General features: G+C 68.1%; 13 protein-coding genes. 2 read left to right on the top strand and 11 right to left on the bottom strand.

From position 1 onward, the window contains the following. The first annotated feature begins 8 nt into the window (after window positions 1-8). Window positions 9-1,436 (top strand): amidase, encoded by a 1,428-nt coding sequence (locus G6N59_RS01440; protein WP_138230514.1) that lies wholly within the window; start codon window positions 9-11, stop codon window positions 1,434-1,436. Here the strand turns inward: G6N59_RS01440 and G6N59_RS01435 are convergent. From G6N59_RS01435 to G6N59_RS01410, 6 genes are read right to left on the bottom strand one after another with little or no spacing between them, the layout of a single operon-like run. Further along, on the bottom strand, window positions 1,391-4,102 hold the full coding sequence (locus G6N59_RS01435) for a fumarate reductase/succinate dehydrogenase flavoprotein subunit (protein WP_138230513.1): 2,712 nt from the start codon (window positions 4,100-4,102) through the stop codon (window positions 1,391-1,393). The genes G6N59_RS01440 and G6N59_RS01435 overlap by 46 nt on opposite strands. Next, window positions 4,099-4,854 (bottom strand): ABC transporter ATP-binding protein, encoded by a 756-nt coding sequence (locus tag G6N59_RS01430; protein ID WP_138230512.1) that lies wholly within the window; start codon window positions 4,852-4,854, stop codon window positions 4,099-4,101. The genes G6N59_RS01435 and G6N59_RS01430 overlap by 4 nt, the downstream gene beginning before the upstream one ends. A 60-nt stretch (window positions 4,855-4,914) precedes the next feature. Then, window positions 4,915-5,769, bottom strand: coding sequence for an ABC transporter permease (locus tag G6N59_RS01425; RefSeq protein WP_179970261.1), 855 nt, complete (start codon window positions 5,767-5,769; stop codon window positions 4,915-4,917). Continuing rightward, a complete protein-coding gene (locus G6N59_RS01420; RefSeq protein ID WP_138230511.1) occupies window positions 5,766-7,199 on the bottom strand; it encodes an ABC transporter substrate-binding protein in 1,434 nt (477 codons plus the stop codon). The genes G6N59_RS01425 and G6N59_RS01420 overlap by 4 nt, the downstream gene beginning before the upstream one ends. Window positions 7,200-7,207: 8 nt before the next feature. Continuing rightward, entirely contained in the window at window positions 7,208-7,438 is a 231-nt protein-coding gene (locus G6N59_RS01415; protein WP_073693689.1) for a 4Fe-4S dicluster domain-containing protein, read from the bottom strand. Next, entirely contained in the window at window positions 7,435-8,175 is a 741-nt protein-coding gene (locus tag G6N59_RS01410) for a GntR family transcriptional regulator (RefSeq protein ID WP_138230510.1), read from the bottom strand. Before G6N59_RS01410 ends, G6N59_RS01415 begins: the two co-directional genes overlap by 4 nt. 223 nt (window positions 8,176-8,398) lie before the next feature. On the opposite strand from G6N59_RS01410, the gene G6N59_RS01405 reads away from it, so the two are divergent. Next, complete coding sequence (locus G6N59_RS01405; RefSeq protein WP_163910824.1) at window positions 8,399-9,640, top strand: HNH endonuclease; 1,242 nt, start codon at window positions 8,399-8,401, stop codon at window positions 9,638-9,640. Window positions 9,641-9,696: 56 nt separating this feature from the next. Here G6N59_RS01405 and G6N59_RS01400 read toward each other — a convergent pair whose 3' ends face one another. From G6N59_RS01400 to G6N59_RS01380, 5 genes are all read right to left on the bottom strand, one after another. Continuing rightward, the gene (locus tag G6N59_RS01400) at window positions 9,697-11,946 is read right to left on the bottom strand and encodes a molybdopterin-dependent oxidoreductase (RefSeq protein ID WP_138230483.1); all 2,250 of its coding nucleotides are present in this window, start codon (window positions 11,944-11,946) and stop codon (window positions 9,697-9,699) included. A 75-nt stretch (window positions 11,947-12,021) separates the two neighbouring features. Then, the gene (locus G6N59_RS01395) at window positions 12,022-12,561 is read right to left on the bottom strand and encodes a hypothetical protein (protein WP_138230482.1); all 540 of its coding nucleotides are present in this window, start codon (window positions 12,559-12,561) and stop codon (window positions 12,022-12,024) included. Between the two features lie 12 nt (window positions 12,562-12,573). Beyond that, window positions 12,574-13,062, bottom strand: coding sequence for a transcription antitermination factor NusB (gene nusB / locus G6N59_RS01390; protein ID WP_138230481.1), 489 nt, complete (start codon window positions 13,060-13,062; stop codon window positions 12,574-12,576). 23 nt (window positions 13,063-13,085) lie between these two features. Beyond that, window positions 13,086-13,649, bottom strand: coding sequence for an elongation factor P (efp, locus tag G6N59_RS01385; RefSeq protein ID WP_138230480.1), 564 nt, complete (start codon window positions 13,647-13,649; stop codon window positions 13,086-13,088). Window positions 13,650-13,677: 28 nt separating this feature from the next. Beyond that, window positions 13,678-14,769: a M24 family metallopeptidase gene (locus tag G6N59_RS01380; protein WP_138230479.1), complete on the bottom strand. Its 1,092-nt coding sequence runs from the start codon at window positions 14,767-14,769 to the stop codon at window positions 13,678-13,680. Window positions 14,770-14,777: the final 8 nt, after the last annotated feature.

Here is a 14,777-nt window from a genome sequence, read left to right as displayed (position 1 = left end):
GGAACCAGATGTCAACCATCCACGCCTTCGGCGATGACGCGCTCGGCGACCACGACGCCGTCGGCCTCTCCCGGTTGGTTCGCGACATGCAGGTCAGCCCCGACGAGCTGGCGGCTGCGGCGACAGCCCGCGCACAGCTCGTCGACCCCACGCTGCGGGCGGTGGCCTGCGAGACGACACCGCGCCACAGCACCGATCCGGACGCCGAATTCTTCGGCGTCCCAACGTTCATCAAGGACAACACCGACGTCGCAGGCTTGCCGACCACGCACGGTTCGGAGGCGTTCACAGCCGGTCCCGCGAAGAAGGACGGCGTCTACGCGACGCAGTTCCTCAGTGCCGGCATGACGCTGATCGGCAAGACCCGGATGCCCGAATTCGGTTTCAACGCCACCACCGAGTACATGACCGAGGAGCCGGTCCGAAACCCCTGGCACACCGAGTACTCCGTCGGTGCTTCGTCCGGCGGATCGGCGGCGCTGGTCGCGGCCGGCGTCGTGCCCATCGCGCACGCCAACGACGGCGGTGGCTCCATCCGGATCCCCGCCGCCTGCGCGGGCCTGGTCGGGCTCAAACCGAGCCGCGGCCGGCACCGCGACGGCGAGCAGGTCAGCCACCTGCCGATCAACATGATCTCCGAGGGCGTCCTGACCCGTAGCGTCCGCGACACCGCGACGTACCTCGCCGCGTGCGAGAACCATTGGCGCAATCCGACACTCGTGCCCATCGGCCGGGTGTGCGGGCCGGCGCAGCGGACCCTTCGTATCGGCGTGCTGTTCGACAGCGTCACCGGTGAGTCGGTCGACGACGCCACCCGGGCGGCCGTCGAAGACACCGCGGCGCTGCTGGAGGCCGCCGGTCACGTCGTCGAACCCATCACGCTGCCCGTCACATCCCAGTTCGCCGACGACTTCGTCCAATACTGGGCGCTGCTCGCCGACCTCGCGGTCGGCACCGGCCGGTTGATCCTGGACCGGTCGTTCGACGCCGGCAGGGCCGACGGCCTCAGCCTGGGGCTGCGCGCGCATCACCGCCGGAATCTGCACCGAACCCCGGGCGCGCTGCTGCGCCTGCGCGGCGTCGCCGCGCAGTACGCGCGGATGTTCGCACGGCACGAAGCCGTGCTCTCCCCGGTGCTTTCGCACACCACGCCCCGCATCGGACACCTTTCGCCGACGGTCGACTTCCCCGTCCTCATCGACCGCCTGCGCCGGTATGTCGCGTACACCCCGCTCAACAACATCGCGGGCACGCCGGCGATCTCACTGCCGCTGCACCGGTCCCCGGACGGCCTGCCCGTGGGCGTCCAACTGTCCGCCGCCTACGGGGACGAGCGCACTCTGCTCGAACTGGCCTTCCTGCTGGAGGCCGAGCGACCGTTCGCCAGGATTCAGGAGGTCGCGAGCGCATGCCGGGCTGCGGCGCCGAGCGCGTGACGCGCATAGGCCCGTACGTCGGCGTCACCGTCTTCCAGCGCGATCCCGAGCGCCGCGCGGGCGGACTCCTCGGAATCGGCCCACCGGGTCAGGCTGAGCACGGCGGCCTTACGCACGTCCAGGTGCGGGTCGTGCAGCGCCTGCGACAGCGGTTCGACGGCGACCGCCGGAGCCGCGCCGGACAGTGCCCGCACGGCGCCCTGCCGAATCTGCCACGCTGATTCCCGAAGGGCGCGTTGCACTTCCGGCACGTCCTGCTCGGCGCAACCGACGGCAGCCAGCGCGGCCAACGCGGCCGCCCGCACCAGCGGGTCCCGGTCGGCCAACAGCTGCCGCACGGTGTCCGCACCGGATTGCAGCGTGGCCAGGCCGTTGCCCGCAGCAATCCGCACCTCACGGTTGTCATCGGCCGCGGCTGCGGCCACGCCGTCGACGTCATCAACGGATACCAGCGCACGCACCGCCTCGATCCGCACCCGGTGGTCGGAATCGGTCACCGCGGCACGGTAATCCGGGGCCGCACCGGCGCGGCGCGAACTGAGGACGTACACCGTCACCGCTCGCACGACCGGGTCAGCGGACGTCAGGTACGGGGCGACCGCCGCCGGATCGGGCAGCACCTCGACCAGCTCGCGAAGCGCGTCGGCGGCCGCGCCCCGCACCGCGCCGTCCGCGTCGCCGAGGGCAGCGACCAGGTCGGGCTGGTAGCCGTCCGGCAGGTTCTCCACCAGCACCGCGACAGCGGCTCGCCGGACCCCGCCGTCGGCGTCCTGCAGGTACGCGGCCAGGTCGGAGAGCGTCGGCTCCTCCAGGGCCACCACGGCCGCGATCCGCGGCGACGGCGGCGTCGTCGGCTCGGTGGGACGCAGGCGCGATCCCGCCGTCGCCGGCGCCTTGCCACCGACGAGGTCCGGCTGGTGTACATGCTGCACCGCGTGGTCCGACGGCAGGTGGTCCAGATCGGGCACCGGCACGAAATACGGTGCCACCGGCCGCTTCAGGAACTCCATCTCCCCGTTCGCGTCCTTGCGCAGGTTCAGGTGATAGCGCCACTCTTCGTCATCTCGCTCGGGAATGTCGGCGCGATCGTGGTACAGCCCCCACCGCGATTCGGTCCGCGTCAGCGACGACCGCGCCGCCATCTCCGCGCAGTCCCGGATGAACGACACCTCGACCGTCCGCATCAGCTCATGCGGCGTACGAGCGCCCATCTGCTCGATCTCCGCGGCCATGCGCTCGAAGGTGCGGACCGCGATCGACAGTTTGGTCGCCGTCTTCGGCGGCGCCACATAGTCATTGACGAAGCGGCGCAACTTGTACTCGACCTGCGGCTGCGGCGGTCCGTCTGGATGCCGCAGCGGACGGTAGATCAACTCGTGCGCCTCGGCCAGCTGATCCTGCGGAAGATCCACGGGCGCTTCGACATCGGCGAGAGTCGAAGCGGCGTGCTCGCCGGCGAGGTCACCGTAGACGAACGCTCCGATCATGTAGTTGTGCGGCACGCACGCCATGTCGCCGGCCGCGTAGAGGCCTGGCACGGTGGTGCGGGCATGCTCGTCCACCCACACCCCGGACGCGGAATGCCCACTGCACAAGCCGATCTCGGAGATGTGCATCTCGATGTCGTGGGTCCGGTAGTCGTGGCCGCGGTTCGCGTGGAAGGTGCCGCGCGTCGGCCGCTCGGTGGTGTGCAGGATGTTCTCCATCGCGGTGATGGTCTCGTCCGGCAGATGGGTGACCTTGAGGTAGATCGGCCCGCGGGCCGATTCGATCTCGCTCTTCACTTCAGACATCATCTGGCCCGACCAGTAGTCGGAGTCGACGAACCGCTCCCCCAGCGCGTTCACCTGGTATCCGCCGAAAGGATTGGCGACGTAGGCGCACGCGGGTCCGTTGTAGTCCTTGATCAGCGGGTTCACCTGGAAGCACTCGATGCCCGACAGTTCCGCCCCCGCGTGGTAGGCCATGGAGTATCCGTCGCCGGCGTTGCAGGGATTCTCGTACGTGCCGTACAGGTAGCCCGATGCGGGCAGGCCGAGCCGGCCGCTGGCCCCGGTGGCGAGGATGACGGCCTTGGCACCCACCGTGACGAATTCTCCTGTGCGCGTGTTGAAGGCGGCCGCGCCCACCGCGCGCCCGTTCTCTGTCAGCACACGTACCGGCATCAGCCGGTTCTCTATGCGCAGCTTCTCCCGGATGGACTTCTGCCGCATCACGCGGTACAGCGCCTTCTTGACGTCCTTGCCCTCGGGCATCGGCAGCACATACGAGCCGGAGCGGTGCACGCGGCGCACCGCGTACTCGCCGTGCTCGTCCTTCTCGAACTTGACGCCGTACCGTTCCAGCCGCTGCACCATGGCGAAGCCGCGCGTCGCGGTCTGATAGATGGTGCGCTGGTTGACGATTCCGTCGTTGGCCCGGGTGATCTCGGCGACGTAGTCCTCCGGGGTGGCCTTGCCCGGGACGACGGCGTTGTTGACGCCGTCCATGCCCATGGCCAGCGCGCCGGAGTGCCGCACGTGGGCCTTCTCGAGCAGAAGTACCTGGGCGCCGTTCTCGGCGGCGGTCAGGGCGGCCATGGTGCCGGCGGTACCACCGCCGATCACCAGGACGTCACAGTCCAGGCGGACGGGGTTGACGAGATCAGGGATCTCGAGGGTGCTCATTGGTGTAGTGCTCCAAGGATTTCGGCCCGCAGCTCGGTGCGGGAGACATCAGCATCACGGGGGCTCGGCACATCCAGCAGGGCGCGCAGCGGCTGGCCGGCGCGGCCGAGGACCGCCACGCGGTCACCCAGGGCGAGGGCTTCGTCGACGTCATGGGTGACAAAGACGACGGTGGTCGGATGGGCCTGCCAGGTGCCGATCAGCAAGTGCTGCATGGCGGTTCGGATCTTGGCGTCCAGCGCGCCGAACGGCTCGTCCATCAGGACGGCCCGCGGCGCCCCGGCCAGGCCGCGCGCCAGCTGGACCCGCTGGCGCATACCGCCGGACAGGCTCTTCGGCAGGAAGTCGGCGAACCCGGTGAGCCCGACCTCGTCGATCCACCGTTCGGCGCGTTCTCGGCGCCCGGCACGCGGCACACCGCGCAACTGCAGCGCCAGCTCGATGTTGGATCGCACTGTGCGCCAGGGCAACAACGCACTGTCCTGGAACACCATGCCACGGTCACGCGACGTGGTGGTCACGAGTGTGCCGTCGGCGAGGACCCGGCCGGCGTCGGGCTTGAGCAGCCCGGCCAGCGCCCGTAGCACCGTCGACTTGCCGCAGCCCGAAGGGCCCGTCAGCACCAGAATTTCTCCCGGCTGGACCGTCAGGCTCAGTCCGTCCACGACCGGTTCACCGGTGTAGGACAACCGGATTCGGTCGAGTTCCAGGCGCAGGCCGGCAATCTTGGGCTCTGCTTGTACTGCGCTCATCTGTGCCCTCTGCTCTTCGCGCAAGCGCTCATCTGTGCCCTCTGCTCTTCGCGCAAGCGCTCATCGCCCATGCTCCTCACCACGCGGCAGCCAGCGCGTCAGCCGCCGGCCGATCAGCTCCACCGCGGCCGACGTACCGAAACCCAAAGCGCCGATGGTGATGATGCCGACGAAGACGCTCGGGTAATCCAGCACGGTGTAGGCCTGCCAGGTCCGGTAGCCGACGCCGAGCCTGCCCGAGATCATCTCCGCGGACACCACACAGATCCAGGCCACCCCCATGCCGACCGACAGGCCGCCGAACAGCCCGGGCAGCACCCCCGGGAACACGACCTGCCGCAACACATCCCAGCGACTGCCGCCGAGGGTCCGCACCGAGTCCTCCCACAGCGTCGGCAGAGCCCGCACGGCGTGCCGGGTGCTGACCATGATCGGGAAGAACGCCGCCAGGAACGTGATGAACACGATGCCGGCCTCGTCGGTCGGAAACAGCAGGATGGCAACCGGCACCAGCGCGATGGCCGGGATCGGACGAGCCAGCTCGGTCAGCGGGCCGACGATGTCGGCGAACAGCCGTGACCGGCCGAGCGCGATACCGGTGGCCGCACCGATCACCGCCGCAATTCCGAAACCACTGACGATCCGGATCACCGACTGCGTCAGGTCCAGCCAGTACTGCGTGGCGCCCAGCCGCTCGACAAATTTCGCAGCGATCTGGGTCACGGTCGGCAGATTGTCGAACCGCAGCCAGAACCGGATGTGATTGGCGGTCAGCAGCTGCCAGATGCCCACGGCCGCAATGACCGACAGCGCCTTGATTGCGTAACTGCGCCATTTCGCCGGCCCACGCCGCCGCGACACCTCGGCCGCGGCAGTGCGGGTGGGTGCGGCCACAACCGCGGCTATGGCCGTCATGCCGCACCCACCAGAGCCTGCTGATAGGTCACCACCGACGAACCGGGATGGGCCGCCTGGTACCGGTGGGCGCCGGCCGCGGTGTCGAATGGGAAAAACTTGGTGCCCTCGCCTGTGTTCAACTGGACCCACACGGATTTGTCTGCCAGCCAACGGGTTCCGAACTCCGCGTCCGGGACGTAGGCGGCACGGACCTTGGTGCCCTTGTCCTCTGCGGCCCTGATCGCCTTGAGCAGGCAGGTCGGGTTGGCCGCCGGCTGCGTGGTGTCCGAGCCGTCCAGCCACAATTCACCGGCGAGCGCCGGGTTGTCGACCGCGATGTTGCACACCGGATCGGTGCCGTGCACCACCGACGGATTGACGGTGCGGGCGACCTCGGCGTTGTAGTCGCGACCCCGCTCGGCCAACGCATTGCGCAGCGGTTCGTCCTGGACGAACGCGTTGACATCCAGGTCGGCGAAGTCGCCGATCGACTTCAGGTACGGCACATCACCTTTCAGCGCATCGACCAGCGACGGCTTCAGCGTGGTGTCGAACCGGGTACCACCGGGGCCGTTGTACAGGTAGACGACCTCCTGCGGCAGGCCGCTGCCCTCCGCAACGATCCGGGTCGCTTCCAGTGGTTTGGTGTTGAGGAAATCGGTGGCATCGAGCTGTGCCTGCAGGAAGGCGTCGAGCACCTCGGGATGTGCCCCGGCGTAGGCCCGTCGTACGACGACGCCGTGCCATGTCGGGTAGTTCAGCTCGGCTCCGTCGTACAGCAGTCGGGCCTTGTTCTGGAAGACCAGCAGTCCCGGCCAGGCGACGAACTGCGAAAGTGCCTTGACCTGGCCGGATTCCAGTGCCGACGCACCGATCTGCGGTTGCTGGTTGAGCACCTCGACGCCGGTCTTCGGGTCGATGCCGTTCTTCGACAGCGCCCGGACCAGCGTGCCGTGACCGGCCGACCCCACGCTGGCCGACACCTTCTGCCCGGCGAGTTGACTCAGCGACTGGATCGGCGAATCCGGCGACACCACAACCATGTTCAGCGAACCCGTGGGGCTCGACCCGGTGACCGACACGAGTTCGGTCTTGGCACGTTCGTTGCCCTGGGTCTTGGAGCCGTTGATCAGCATCGGGTAGTCACCCATGGAACCGATGTCGATCTTCTCGGCGACCATCTGAGCGGTGATCGGCGCACCGGTGTCGTAGTCCTGCCATTCGACGTGGTACTTCTTGCCGGTCTTAGAAGTTATGTCGCTGAGCCGATGTTCCAAATATCCCTGCGCACGAAGCAAAGTCCCGGCGGTGACGGTGTTGATGGTCTTGGACTGGTAGCCGACGACCACGTTGACGACGTTGTCGTCCTTGCCGGCCGAATCGACCGAGCAGCCGGCGGCGGCCAGCACGACGGCGGCCGCCAGCGTAGAGAACCGGACAAGTTTCATGAGAGTCCTTAGCGGATGAGGTACGGCATGTTGACGGAGACGGCACCGGTTGGGCAGCGGACGGCACACGGGCCGCAGTACCAACACTCGTCGACGTGCATGTAGGCCTTGCCGTTGTCGGGGTTGATGGCCAGCGAGTCCAGCGGGCAGACGTCGACACACAGGGTGCAGCCCTCGATACACAGCGACTCGTCGATCGTGACCGGCACATCGGCGCGTTGGTTGTTGACCAGCGTCATGATTCACTCCGTAACAGGTTGCCGCGCATGGTGATTCGGTCACCACGCAGGCGGATGTATTCGAGGTCGACGGGACGCCCGTCGTCGAGTGTGGTGAGGCGTTCGAGCATCAGAATCGCTCCACCGGCCGGGATGTCCAGGGTGGCCGCGGTGTGCGGATCGGCCGAAACCGCTTCCAGTGCAATATCCGCCGAACCCAACCGCTGTGCGGTGACCTGCTCGATCAACGCGAACACGTCGTTGGTCTCCAGCGAGTGCTCGAGCACCGCGGTGCCGATGTCAGGCGCGAGGTAGGTCAGGTCGAGGCTCAGCGGCAGGTCACCCAGGTAACGGAGCCGCTCGATGAACACGACAGGCTCGCCGGGATTCAGCTGCAGTCGGCGCGCCACGGCCGCGGGCGCGGGGATTGGCGTCGCGGCGCGGACCTCGTTGCGGACCTCGCCATAGTCCTTGAAGGTCTCCTTCAGCCCGACCAGCGCGTGCAACCCGTGGTCGTACTTGCGCTGCGCCACATGAGTGCCGACCCGCGGGCCGCGGTCGATCAGCCCCTCGGCCTTGAGGATCGTCAAGGCCTCGCGCACGGTATTGCGGGACACCGAGAACTCCGCCACCAACGTAGCCTCGCCAGGCAGGCCGTCCGCGTAGACCCCGTCGCGCACCTGGTGCCGCAACACGTCGGCGACCTGGCGGGCGCGGTCGGCGCGCCGGCGCAGCGGGGTCGGGTCGGTCGAGGACATGCGGTTGACCGTAGGGACCCGCGCGGGTCAGGTCCGCACCCCCGAATCGGGCGAATCGACAGTACCTGCATTGCGCCGCCCAGGTACGCGCGTGACCTGCACAAACCGGGGCTTCAGGGGCTATTGCGCCACCATGAAATCGCCCGACATTTCAAATCTCGGTGATTGCTTTCTCCTCGACATCACCTCTTGCAGTTCGAACATTTGTTCGATAAAATGGGGTATGGGAATCACGCAGCGTCTCACCACCAGCCTCGACGCCATCCGAGGCGTGCACGTCCCCGACGACCTGGCTGGAGATGACGCGTTGGAGTCGATGCGCATGCTTGCCGTGCTGCAGAACGTGGTTGATCATCTAGCGGCAACAGTGGCGGGCGCCCTGGATCGGCGTGGGGTGGCCGCCTCGCAGGGGCGGACGCCGCGGGAGCTGCTGATCGCGCTGGGGTGCGCACCCGCGGTCGCCGAGCGGCTGGTACGGGTCGCTGCTGCGTTGCCGGCACTGCCCACCCTGGCCGCACATGCCGGCGACGGCGCGATCTCGGGGGAACATGTCGACGCGATCGTCAAGGGCGTCAACCACATCGCGGCACGCTCCCCCGACCCGCCGGACGAGGAGGCCCGGTTCGGTCAGGTCACGGATCTTCTCGGACAGTTCTTCTCCGGGGCCACCCCGGCGGAGATCGGTGCTCGGGCCCGCCGGCTCGGCAACCGGCACGCCGCCGCGACTGGGGGTCTGCCCGCGGCCGAGGACCGGTCCATCAACACAGTCGACCACCGAGTGACCAGCGACGGCCGGCTACATGTACGCGCGGATCTGGACGCCGAAGTGGGCGCCAAACTCGCGGCCGCGATGGATGAGCTGTCCGCACCCCGCCCTGAACCCGACGGCAGCCCCGACACCCGCTCCGCGGGGAGGCGACGCGCGGACGCCCTGGAGGCGGTGTTGGATATCGCGGCCCGCGGCGGCGATATCGCGTCCGCGCCGCGCACCCAACTGTTGGTAACGGTGCCCGCCGACACCCCGGACCTGGCGGAGTTAGCGTTCATGGGATCAATCAGCACCCTGACCCTGGACCGGCTGACCTGCGACACCACCGTCACGACAGTCATCGTGGACGGCGAGCAGGTACCACTCGATGTCGGTCGGGACAAACGCCTGTTCCCGGCGCCTCTACGCAAAGCGCTGTATCTGCGGGATCAATGCTGCATCAAATGCGGTGCACCGCCCGGGCGCACCCATGCCCACCACATCGTGCACTGGACCCACGACGGCGAAACCAGCCTGAACAACGGGTGCCTGCTGTGCCCGGCCTGCCACGCCAACATCCACCACGACGGCTGGGACGTCGTCATGGGACTGGACAAACACCCCTGGCTCATCCCACCAACCACCGTCGACCCACACCGCAGGCCCATCCCGACCTACAACCGACGCACCCTGCGACTCGACACCATCGCGGCATAGCCGCCTAACACGTTGTGCACCTTGACAACTGAATAGTGTTCGCCCCTGCGGTGCGGCTAGCTCCCCACCGCACTCACCGTCACCGGGATCCCGTTGAGCGCCCCGTTGCCGGACGGCTCGTCGATGAAGTCCGGCAGCGAGAGGATGTTGGTATTCACCCCGGGCGACGCGTTGGCGATCCCGAGCCGAGTGCCGGACTGCCCGTGCCCCCAGCCGTGCGGCATGGACACGACGCCCGGCTTGATCGCGTCGGTCACCTCGACGGGGACGACGATCTTCCCTGCGCCCGAGGCGACTTCGGCAGTGTCGCCGTCCGCGATGCCCCGCGCGGCGGCGTCGCGACTGTGCATCAGCAGCGTGCAGCGGTCGCGGCCCTTCATCAACGCGCCGACGTTGTGCAGCCAGGAGTTGTTGGACCGTAGATGCCGCCGGCTCACCAGCACCAGCTCGTCATCGGGACGCTCGAGTCGCGAGGCCAACCGCGGCAGGTCGTCGAGCAGATACTGCGGGGCCACACGAATCTTCTGGTCCGAGGTAGCCAGAATCTCCGGCACGCGTGGCACCATCGGGCCGTAGTTGATGCCGTCGGGGTGGGCCTTGAGCTTCTCGAGCGTCAGGCCGTCGGGATTCTCGCCATACCGGTCGCCGAACGCGGCGGTCCGCAGCGTCAGGTCGAGCATCCGCTCCGGGCCGCCGTGGTCGTACTTCTTCCGAATCTCAGCACCGTCGAGCCCCTGGGTGAAGCACAGGTAGTCGAACCAGCCGTCATCGAGCGCGGCCACGTCGACGTCCTCGGCCGGGGTGCCGGTGCACAGCCCGGTCAGCCGGATGAGGATCTCCCACTCTTCCGGCGCGTCCGGGTCCTCGCGGTGGAACACCGGCGGCGAGTAGCGGGCGAAGCTGTTGATGGCCGTGCCCAGCAGCAGGTCCGCCGAATGCGGCTGCTCGAGCGCCGAGGCGCCGGGCAGGATCACGTCGGCGTGCCGAGTGGTCTCGTTGAGCCACAGGTCCACCGAGATCATCGCGTCCAGGCCCGCCAGCGCCTCGTCCAGCTTGTCGCCACCCGGGGTGGACAGGACGGGATTGCCCGCCACCGTGATCAGTGCTTTGAGCTGGCCCTCGCCGGGCGTGGTGATCTCTTCGAGCATGCAGGAGACGGGTACCTGACCCAGCACTTCTTTCGCCCCGCGGACTCGGGTCTGATAGCGGCCGAAGTTGGGCGCCCCGTCCTCCAGGCCCGGGATGGTCTGGCTGGTGACGGTCCAGGCGGTCGGGGTCGCGAACATCGCGCCGCCCGGCACGTCGAAGTGTCCGGTGACGATGTTGACGACGTCGATCAGCCAGCTGGCGAGGCTGCCGAACTCCTGGTTACAGGTGCCGATCCGGCCGTAGACGACAGCGCGCGGCGTGCCGGCCAGCTCGCGGGCCAGTTGCCGAATCCGCTCGGCGCCGATACCTGTTGCGGCAGCGACTCTTTCGGGCGACCAGTCGGTGACGGCCTGCTCCAGCTCGGGCACTCCGTCGAGATGCCGCGCCAGCCGGCCGAGGTTGACGAGCCCTTCGTCGAACACAACGTGGATGACGCCCAGCAGCAGCGCCGCGTCGGTACCTGGCGTGATGGGCAGCCACTCGTCGGCCTTGGCTGCGGTCTGGGTTCGCACCGGGTCGATGACGATCACTTTGCCGCGCTTACGGATTCCGCCGATGATGCCCATGATGTCGGGCGCGGCGAGGAGCGAGCCCTGCGACGCCGCGGGGTTGGCGCCCATCACCACCAGCAGGTCGGTGCGCTGCACGTCGGGTGTCGGGAATGCCCACCAGCTGCCGTACATCAGGTGCGACGACAGGTTCTTGGGCCACTGGTCGATGGTGCCCGGCGAATACGTGATCGGCATGCCGGACAGGCCGAGCAGGATCGCCGCATACCGCGACAGCGAAAACGAGTGCGCCAGTGGGTTTCCGGTGTACGCGGTAACCGCGCCGATGCCGTGCTTCTCGATGACGGGTGCCAGCAGTTCGGTGCAGCGACGGAACGCGGTGTCCCAGTCGACCTCGTGCCACTCGCCGTCGATCTTGATCATGGGCCGGCGGATCCGGTCGGGGTCCTCGTGCAGTGCACCCAGCGAGGCGCCCTTCGGGCAGATGTGGCCCGCGCTCCACTCGTCGGCCTTGTTCGGCCGGATGCCCGCCACCTTGCCGTCGGCCACCTGGATCTCCAAGCCGCACATGGCTTCACAGAGACAGCAGGCGTGCAGATGCAGGCCGTCTTCACCGACGTCGGCGATCACTCGTGGCTCGGTTCCCATCCCGCGACTGTAACGGCGTTACTGAGATGCAGGTCACGATTCGTCCCGTTGGCCGGGAGGCGGGATGGACCAGACCTACAGGGCGTGCGACAACTCCCGGCCGAATTGCAGCAGCCGCTGCATCTGGGCCAGGCCGCCGTCGTCGACGGACTTGGTGTACCGGAACGACTCACAGAAGAAGTCGCTGTCGACCGCCGACTTCTGGCGGCTGCGGGTGATCAGCTGGGTGTACATCCGCAGCCGGACTTCGGCGAGGCGCCGGGTGCCGTCGGCCAGGACCTCGAACCGCGTGGTCAGGATGTGGTCGGTGATGGTCGACAACAGGATGGTCCGCACCGAGGTGTCCAACGTGCGGCGCAGCTGTTCGTCCTCGCCGCTCGCGTCGTCGTCGGCCCGCCACATGATCAGCCGCTCACCGTCGGTGAGGACGACCTCCTGCCACACGGCGTCGCCCCAGGACTCCTCGGACGCGCCGCGCGACATGATGAAGGACTTGATCGACCGGAAGTCGACCACCGAGCGCAGCTGTTCGAGCGCCAGCTCCGGATCGCGCAGATAGACCTTGGCCGCATCCTCGACACTCGAGTAGGGCGCCCAGTCCTGCGGTTCGTCCATGGCTGCGCGGCCCTACTGTTCGGCGCTGCCCTGCGCCGCGCCCTGTACGGCTGCGGCGGCGGCCCGGATCTGCGGAGTCACCAGCATCACCTGACCGAGCACACCGTTGACGAAACCGGGCGACTCGTCGGTGGACAGCGTCTTCGCCAGCTCGACCGCCTCGTCGACGGCGACCGGCTCCGGCACGTCCGTCGCGTGCAGCAGCTCCCATACCGCGACGCGCAGGATCGCCCGGTCCACCGCGGGCAGACGCTCCAGCGTCCAGCCCTGCAGGTGCGCGGAGATCAGGTCGTCGATGTGCGCGGCGTGCTCGGTGACGCCGTTGGCGACGGTCACCGTGTACGGGTTCAGTGTCGAGACCTCGGGGTCGCGGTCGGCGATGGTGTTGCGCAGCTTCGCGCCCTCGGCCGCGGTGATCCCGCGCGCCTCGGCCTCGAACAGCAGGTCGACAGCGCGCTTGCGTGCCTGGTGCCGACCCTTGTCGGAACGTCTGTCAGGCATTGCCGTCGCTCCGCTCGCGCAGCTCAGGCATTGACCCGACTGATGTAGCTGCTGTCGCGGGTGTCCACCTTCAGCTTGTCGCCGATGTTGATGAACAGTGGCACCTGAATCTCGGCGCCGGTCTCCAGGGTGGCCGGCTTGGTGCCGGCGTTGGAGCGGTCGCCCTGCAGACCGGGCTCGGTGTGCGCGACGACGATGTCGATGCTGACCGGAAGTTCCAGGTACAGCGGCACACCGTTGTGGAACGCGATCTGCACCTGCAGGTTCTCCAGCAGGAAGCCGGCGGCGTCGCCGACGAGGGCCTCGGTCAGCGGGTGCTGCTCGAAGTCCTCGGCATCCATGAAGACGAAGTCGCTGCCATCGCGGTACAGGTAGGTGGCATCACGACGGTCGACGGTCGCGGTCTCCACCTTCACGCCGGCGTTGAAGGTCTTGTCGACGACCTTGCCCGTCAGCACGTTCTTGAGCTTGGTGCGCACGAAGGCCGGGCCCTTGCCAGGCTTGACGTGCTGGAACTCGGTGATCTGCCACAGCTGGCCCTCGATGTTGAGGACAAGACCATTCTTGAAGTCGGCGGTAGATGCCACGGTCGGTACTGCTCCTAGCTCTCTGTCATCAGAGGATGGCCAGTTCCTTGGGGAACTGGGTAAGCAACTCAGGTGTGTGTGTCGTATCGCTACCCACGACCAGCGTGTCCTCGATCCGGACTCCGCCCCGGCCGGGCAGGTAGACACCGGGCTCCACGGTCACCACGGAGCCAGCAAGCAGTGTACCGGCGGCGGCGGAGTTGATTCCCGGCGCTTCATGTATCTGCAGCCCGACCCCGTGCCCGAGCCCGTGGGAGAACTGATCGCCGTAGCCGGCATTGACGATGACCTGCCGCGACGCCCGATCCACGGCGGACAGCGTGGTGCCCGGCGCCAGCGCCTCGCGGCCCGCCCGCTGCGACGCGGCGACCAGGTCGTAGATGTCGCGCTGCCACTGCGCCACAGGCGACAGCACGAACGTGCGGGTCATGTCCGAGTGGTAGCCCGCGACGAGCGCGCCGAAGTCGATCTTGACGAAGTCGCCGGCGGCCAGCACCGCGTCGGTGGGCCGGTGGTGCGGGATGGCGGAGTTGGCGCCGGTGGCGACGATGGTCTCGAACGACGGCCCGTCGGCGCCGTGGTCCAGCATCCGCGACTCGAGTTCGCGGCCGACCTCTTTCTCGGTGCGGCCGGCCCGCAGCCCGCCGGATTCGATGAGGTCCGCCAACGCCGCGTCGGCGGCCTCGCACGCCAGCCGCAGGATCGCGATCTCGCCGGCGTCCTTGACCTCTCGCAACGTCTCGACCATGCCGGGCGCCCGGACCAGTTCGACGTCCCCGCTGACCCGCTGCAGTGCCGCGTGCGCGTCGACCGTCATGACGTGGCTTTCGAAGCCGAGTCGCTTGACTCCGGCGGCTGCCGCGGCGCGCACCAGTTGCGGGGCACACGCCCGCTCGATGAGGATCTGCGCATCCGGGGCCTGCTGTGCGGCCTGCGTTCGGTACCGCCCGTCGGTGGCCAGCACCGGGGTCTCCCCGTGAGTGGGAATCAGCAATGCGGCGTTGGAGCCGGTGAATCCGGACAGATAACGCACGTTCACCAGGTCGGTTACCAGGATCGCATCCAGCTCGGCGGCCGCCAGATCGCGACGCAGAGTGTGGCGCCGGTGGGAAATTGTCACGATATGTG

Source organism: Mycolicibacterium aubagnense (assembly GCF_010730955.1).
Lineage (GTDB): Bacteria > Actinomycetota > Actinomycetes > Mycobacteriales > Mycobacteriaceae > Mycobacterium > Mycobacterium aubagnense.
The sequence above is the reverse complement of the archived record's forward strand: the minus strand, read 5'-3'. Positions and strand labels throughout refer to the sequence as shown.

Coding starts and splice junctions, on each gene's coding strand:
- G6N59_RS01440 (WP_138230514.1), top strand. CDS start 9: ATGTCAACCATCCACGCCTTCGGCGATGACGCGCTCGGCGACCACGAC.
- G6N59_RS01435 (WP_138230513.1), bottom strand. CDS start 4,102: ATGAGCACCCTCGAGATCCCTGATCTCGTCAACCCCGTCCGCCTGGAC.
- G6N59_RS01430 (WP_138230512.1), bottom strand. CDS start 4,854: ATGAGCGCAGTACAAGCAGAGCCCAAGATTGCCGGCCTGCGCCTGGAA.
- G6N59_RS01425 (WP_179970261.1), bottom strand. CDS start 5,769: ATGACGGCCATAGCCGCGGTTGTGGCCGCACCCACCCGCACTGCCGCG.
- G6N59_RS01420 (WP_138230511.1), bottom strand. CDS start 7,199: ATGAAACTTGTCCGGTTCTCTACGCTGGCGGCCGCCGTCGTGCTGGCC.
- G6N59_RS01415 (WP_073693689.1), bottom strand. CDS start 7,438: ATGACGCTGGTCAACAACCAACGCGCCGATGTGCCGGTCACGATCGAC.
- G6N59_RS01410 (WP_138230510.1), bottom strand. CDS start 8,175: ATGTCCTCGACCGACCCGACCCCGCTGCGCCGGCGCGCCGACCGCGCC.
- G6N59_RS01405 (WP_163910824.1), top strand. CDS start 8,399: ATGGGAATCACGCAGCGTCTCACCACCAGCCTCGACGCCATCCGAGGC.
- G6N59_RS01400 (WP_138230483.1), bottom strand. CDS start 11,946: ATGGGAACCGAGCCACGAGTGATCGCCGACGTCGGTGAAGACGGCCTG.
- G6N59_RS01395 (WP_138230482.1), bottom strand. CDS start 12,561: ATGGACGAACCGCAGGACTGGGCGCCCTACTCGAGTGTCGAGGATGCG.
- nusB (WP_138230481.1), bottom strand. CDS start 13,062: ATGCCTGACAGACGTTCCGACAAGGGTCGGCACCAGGCACGCAAGCGC.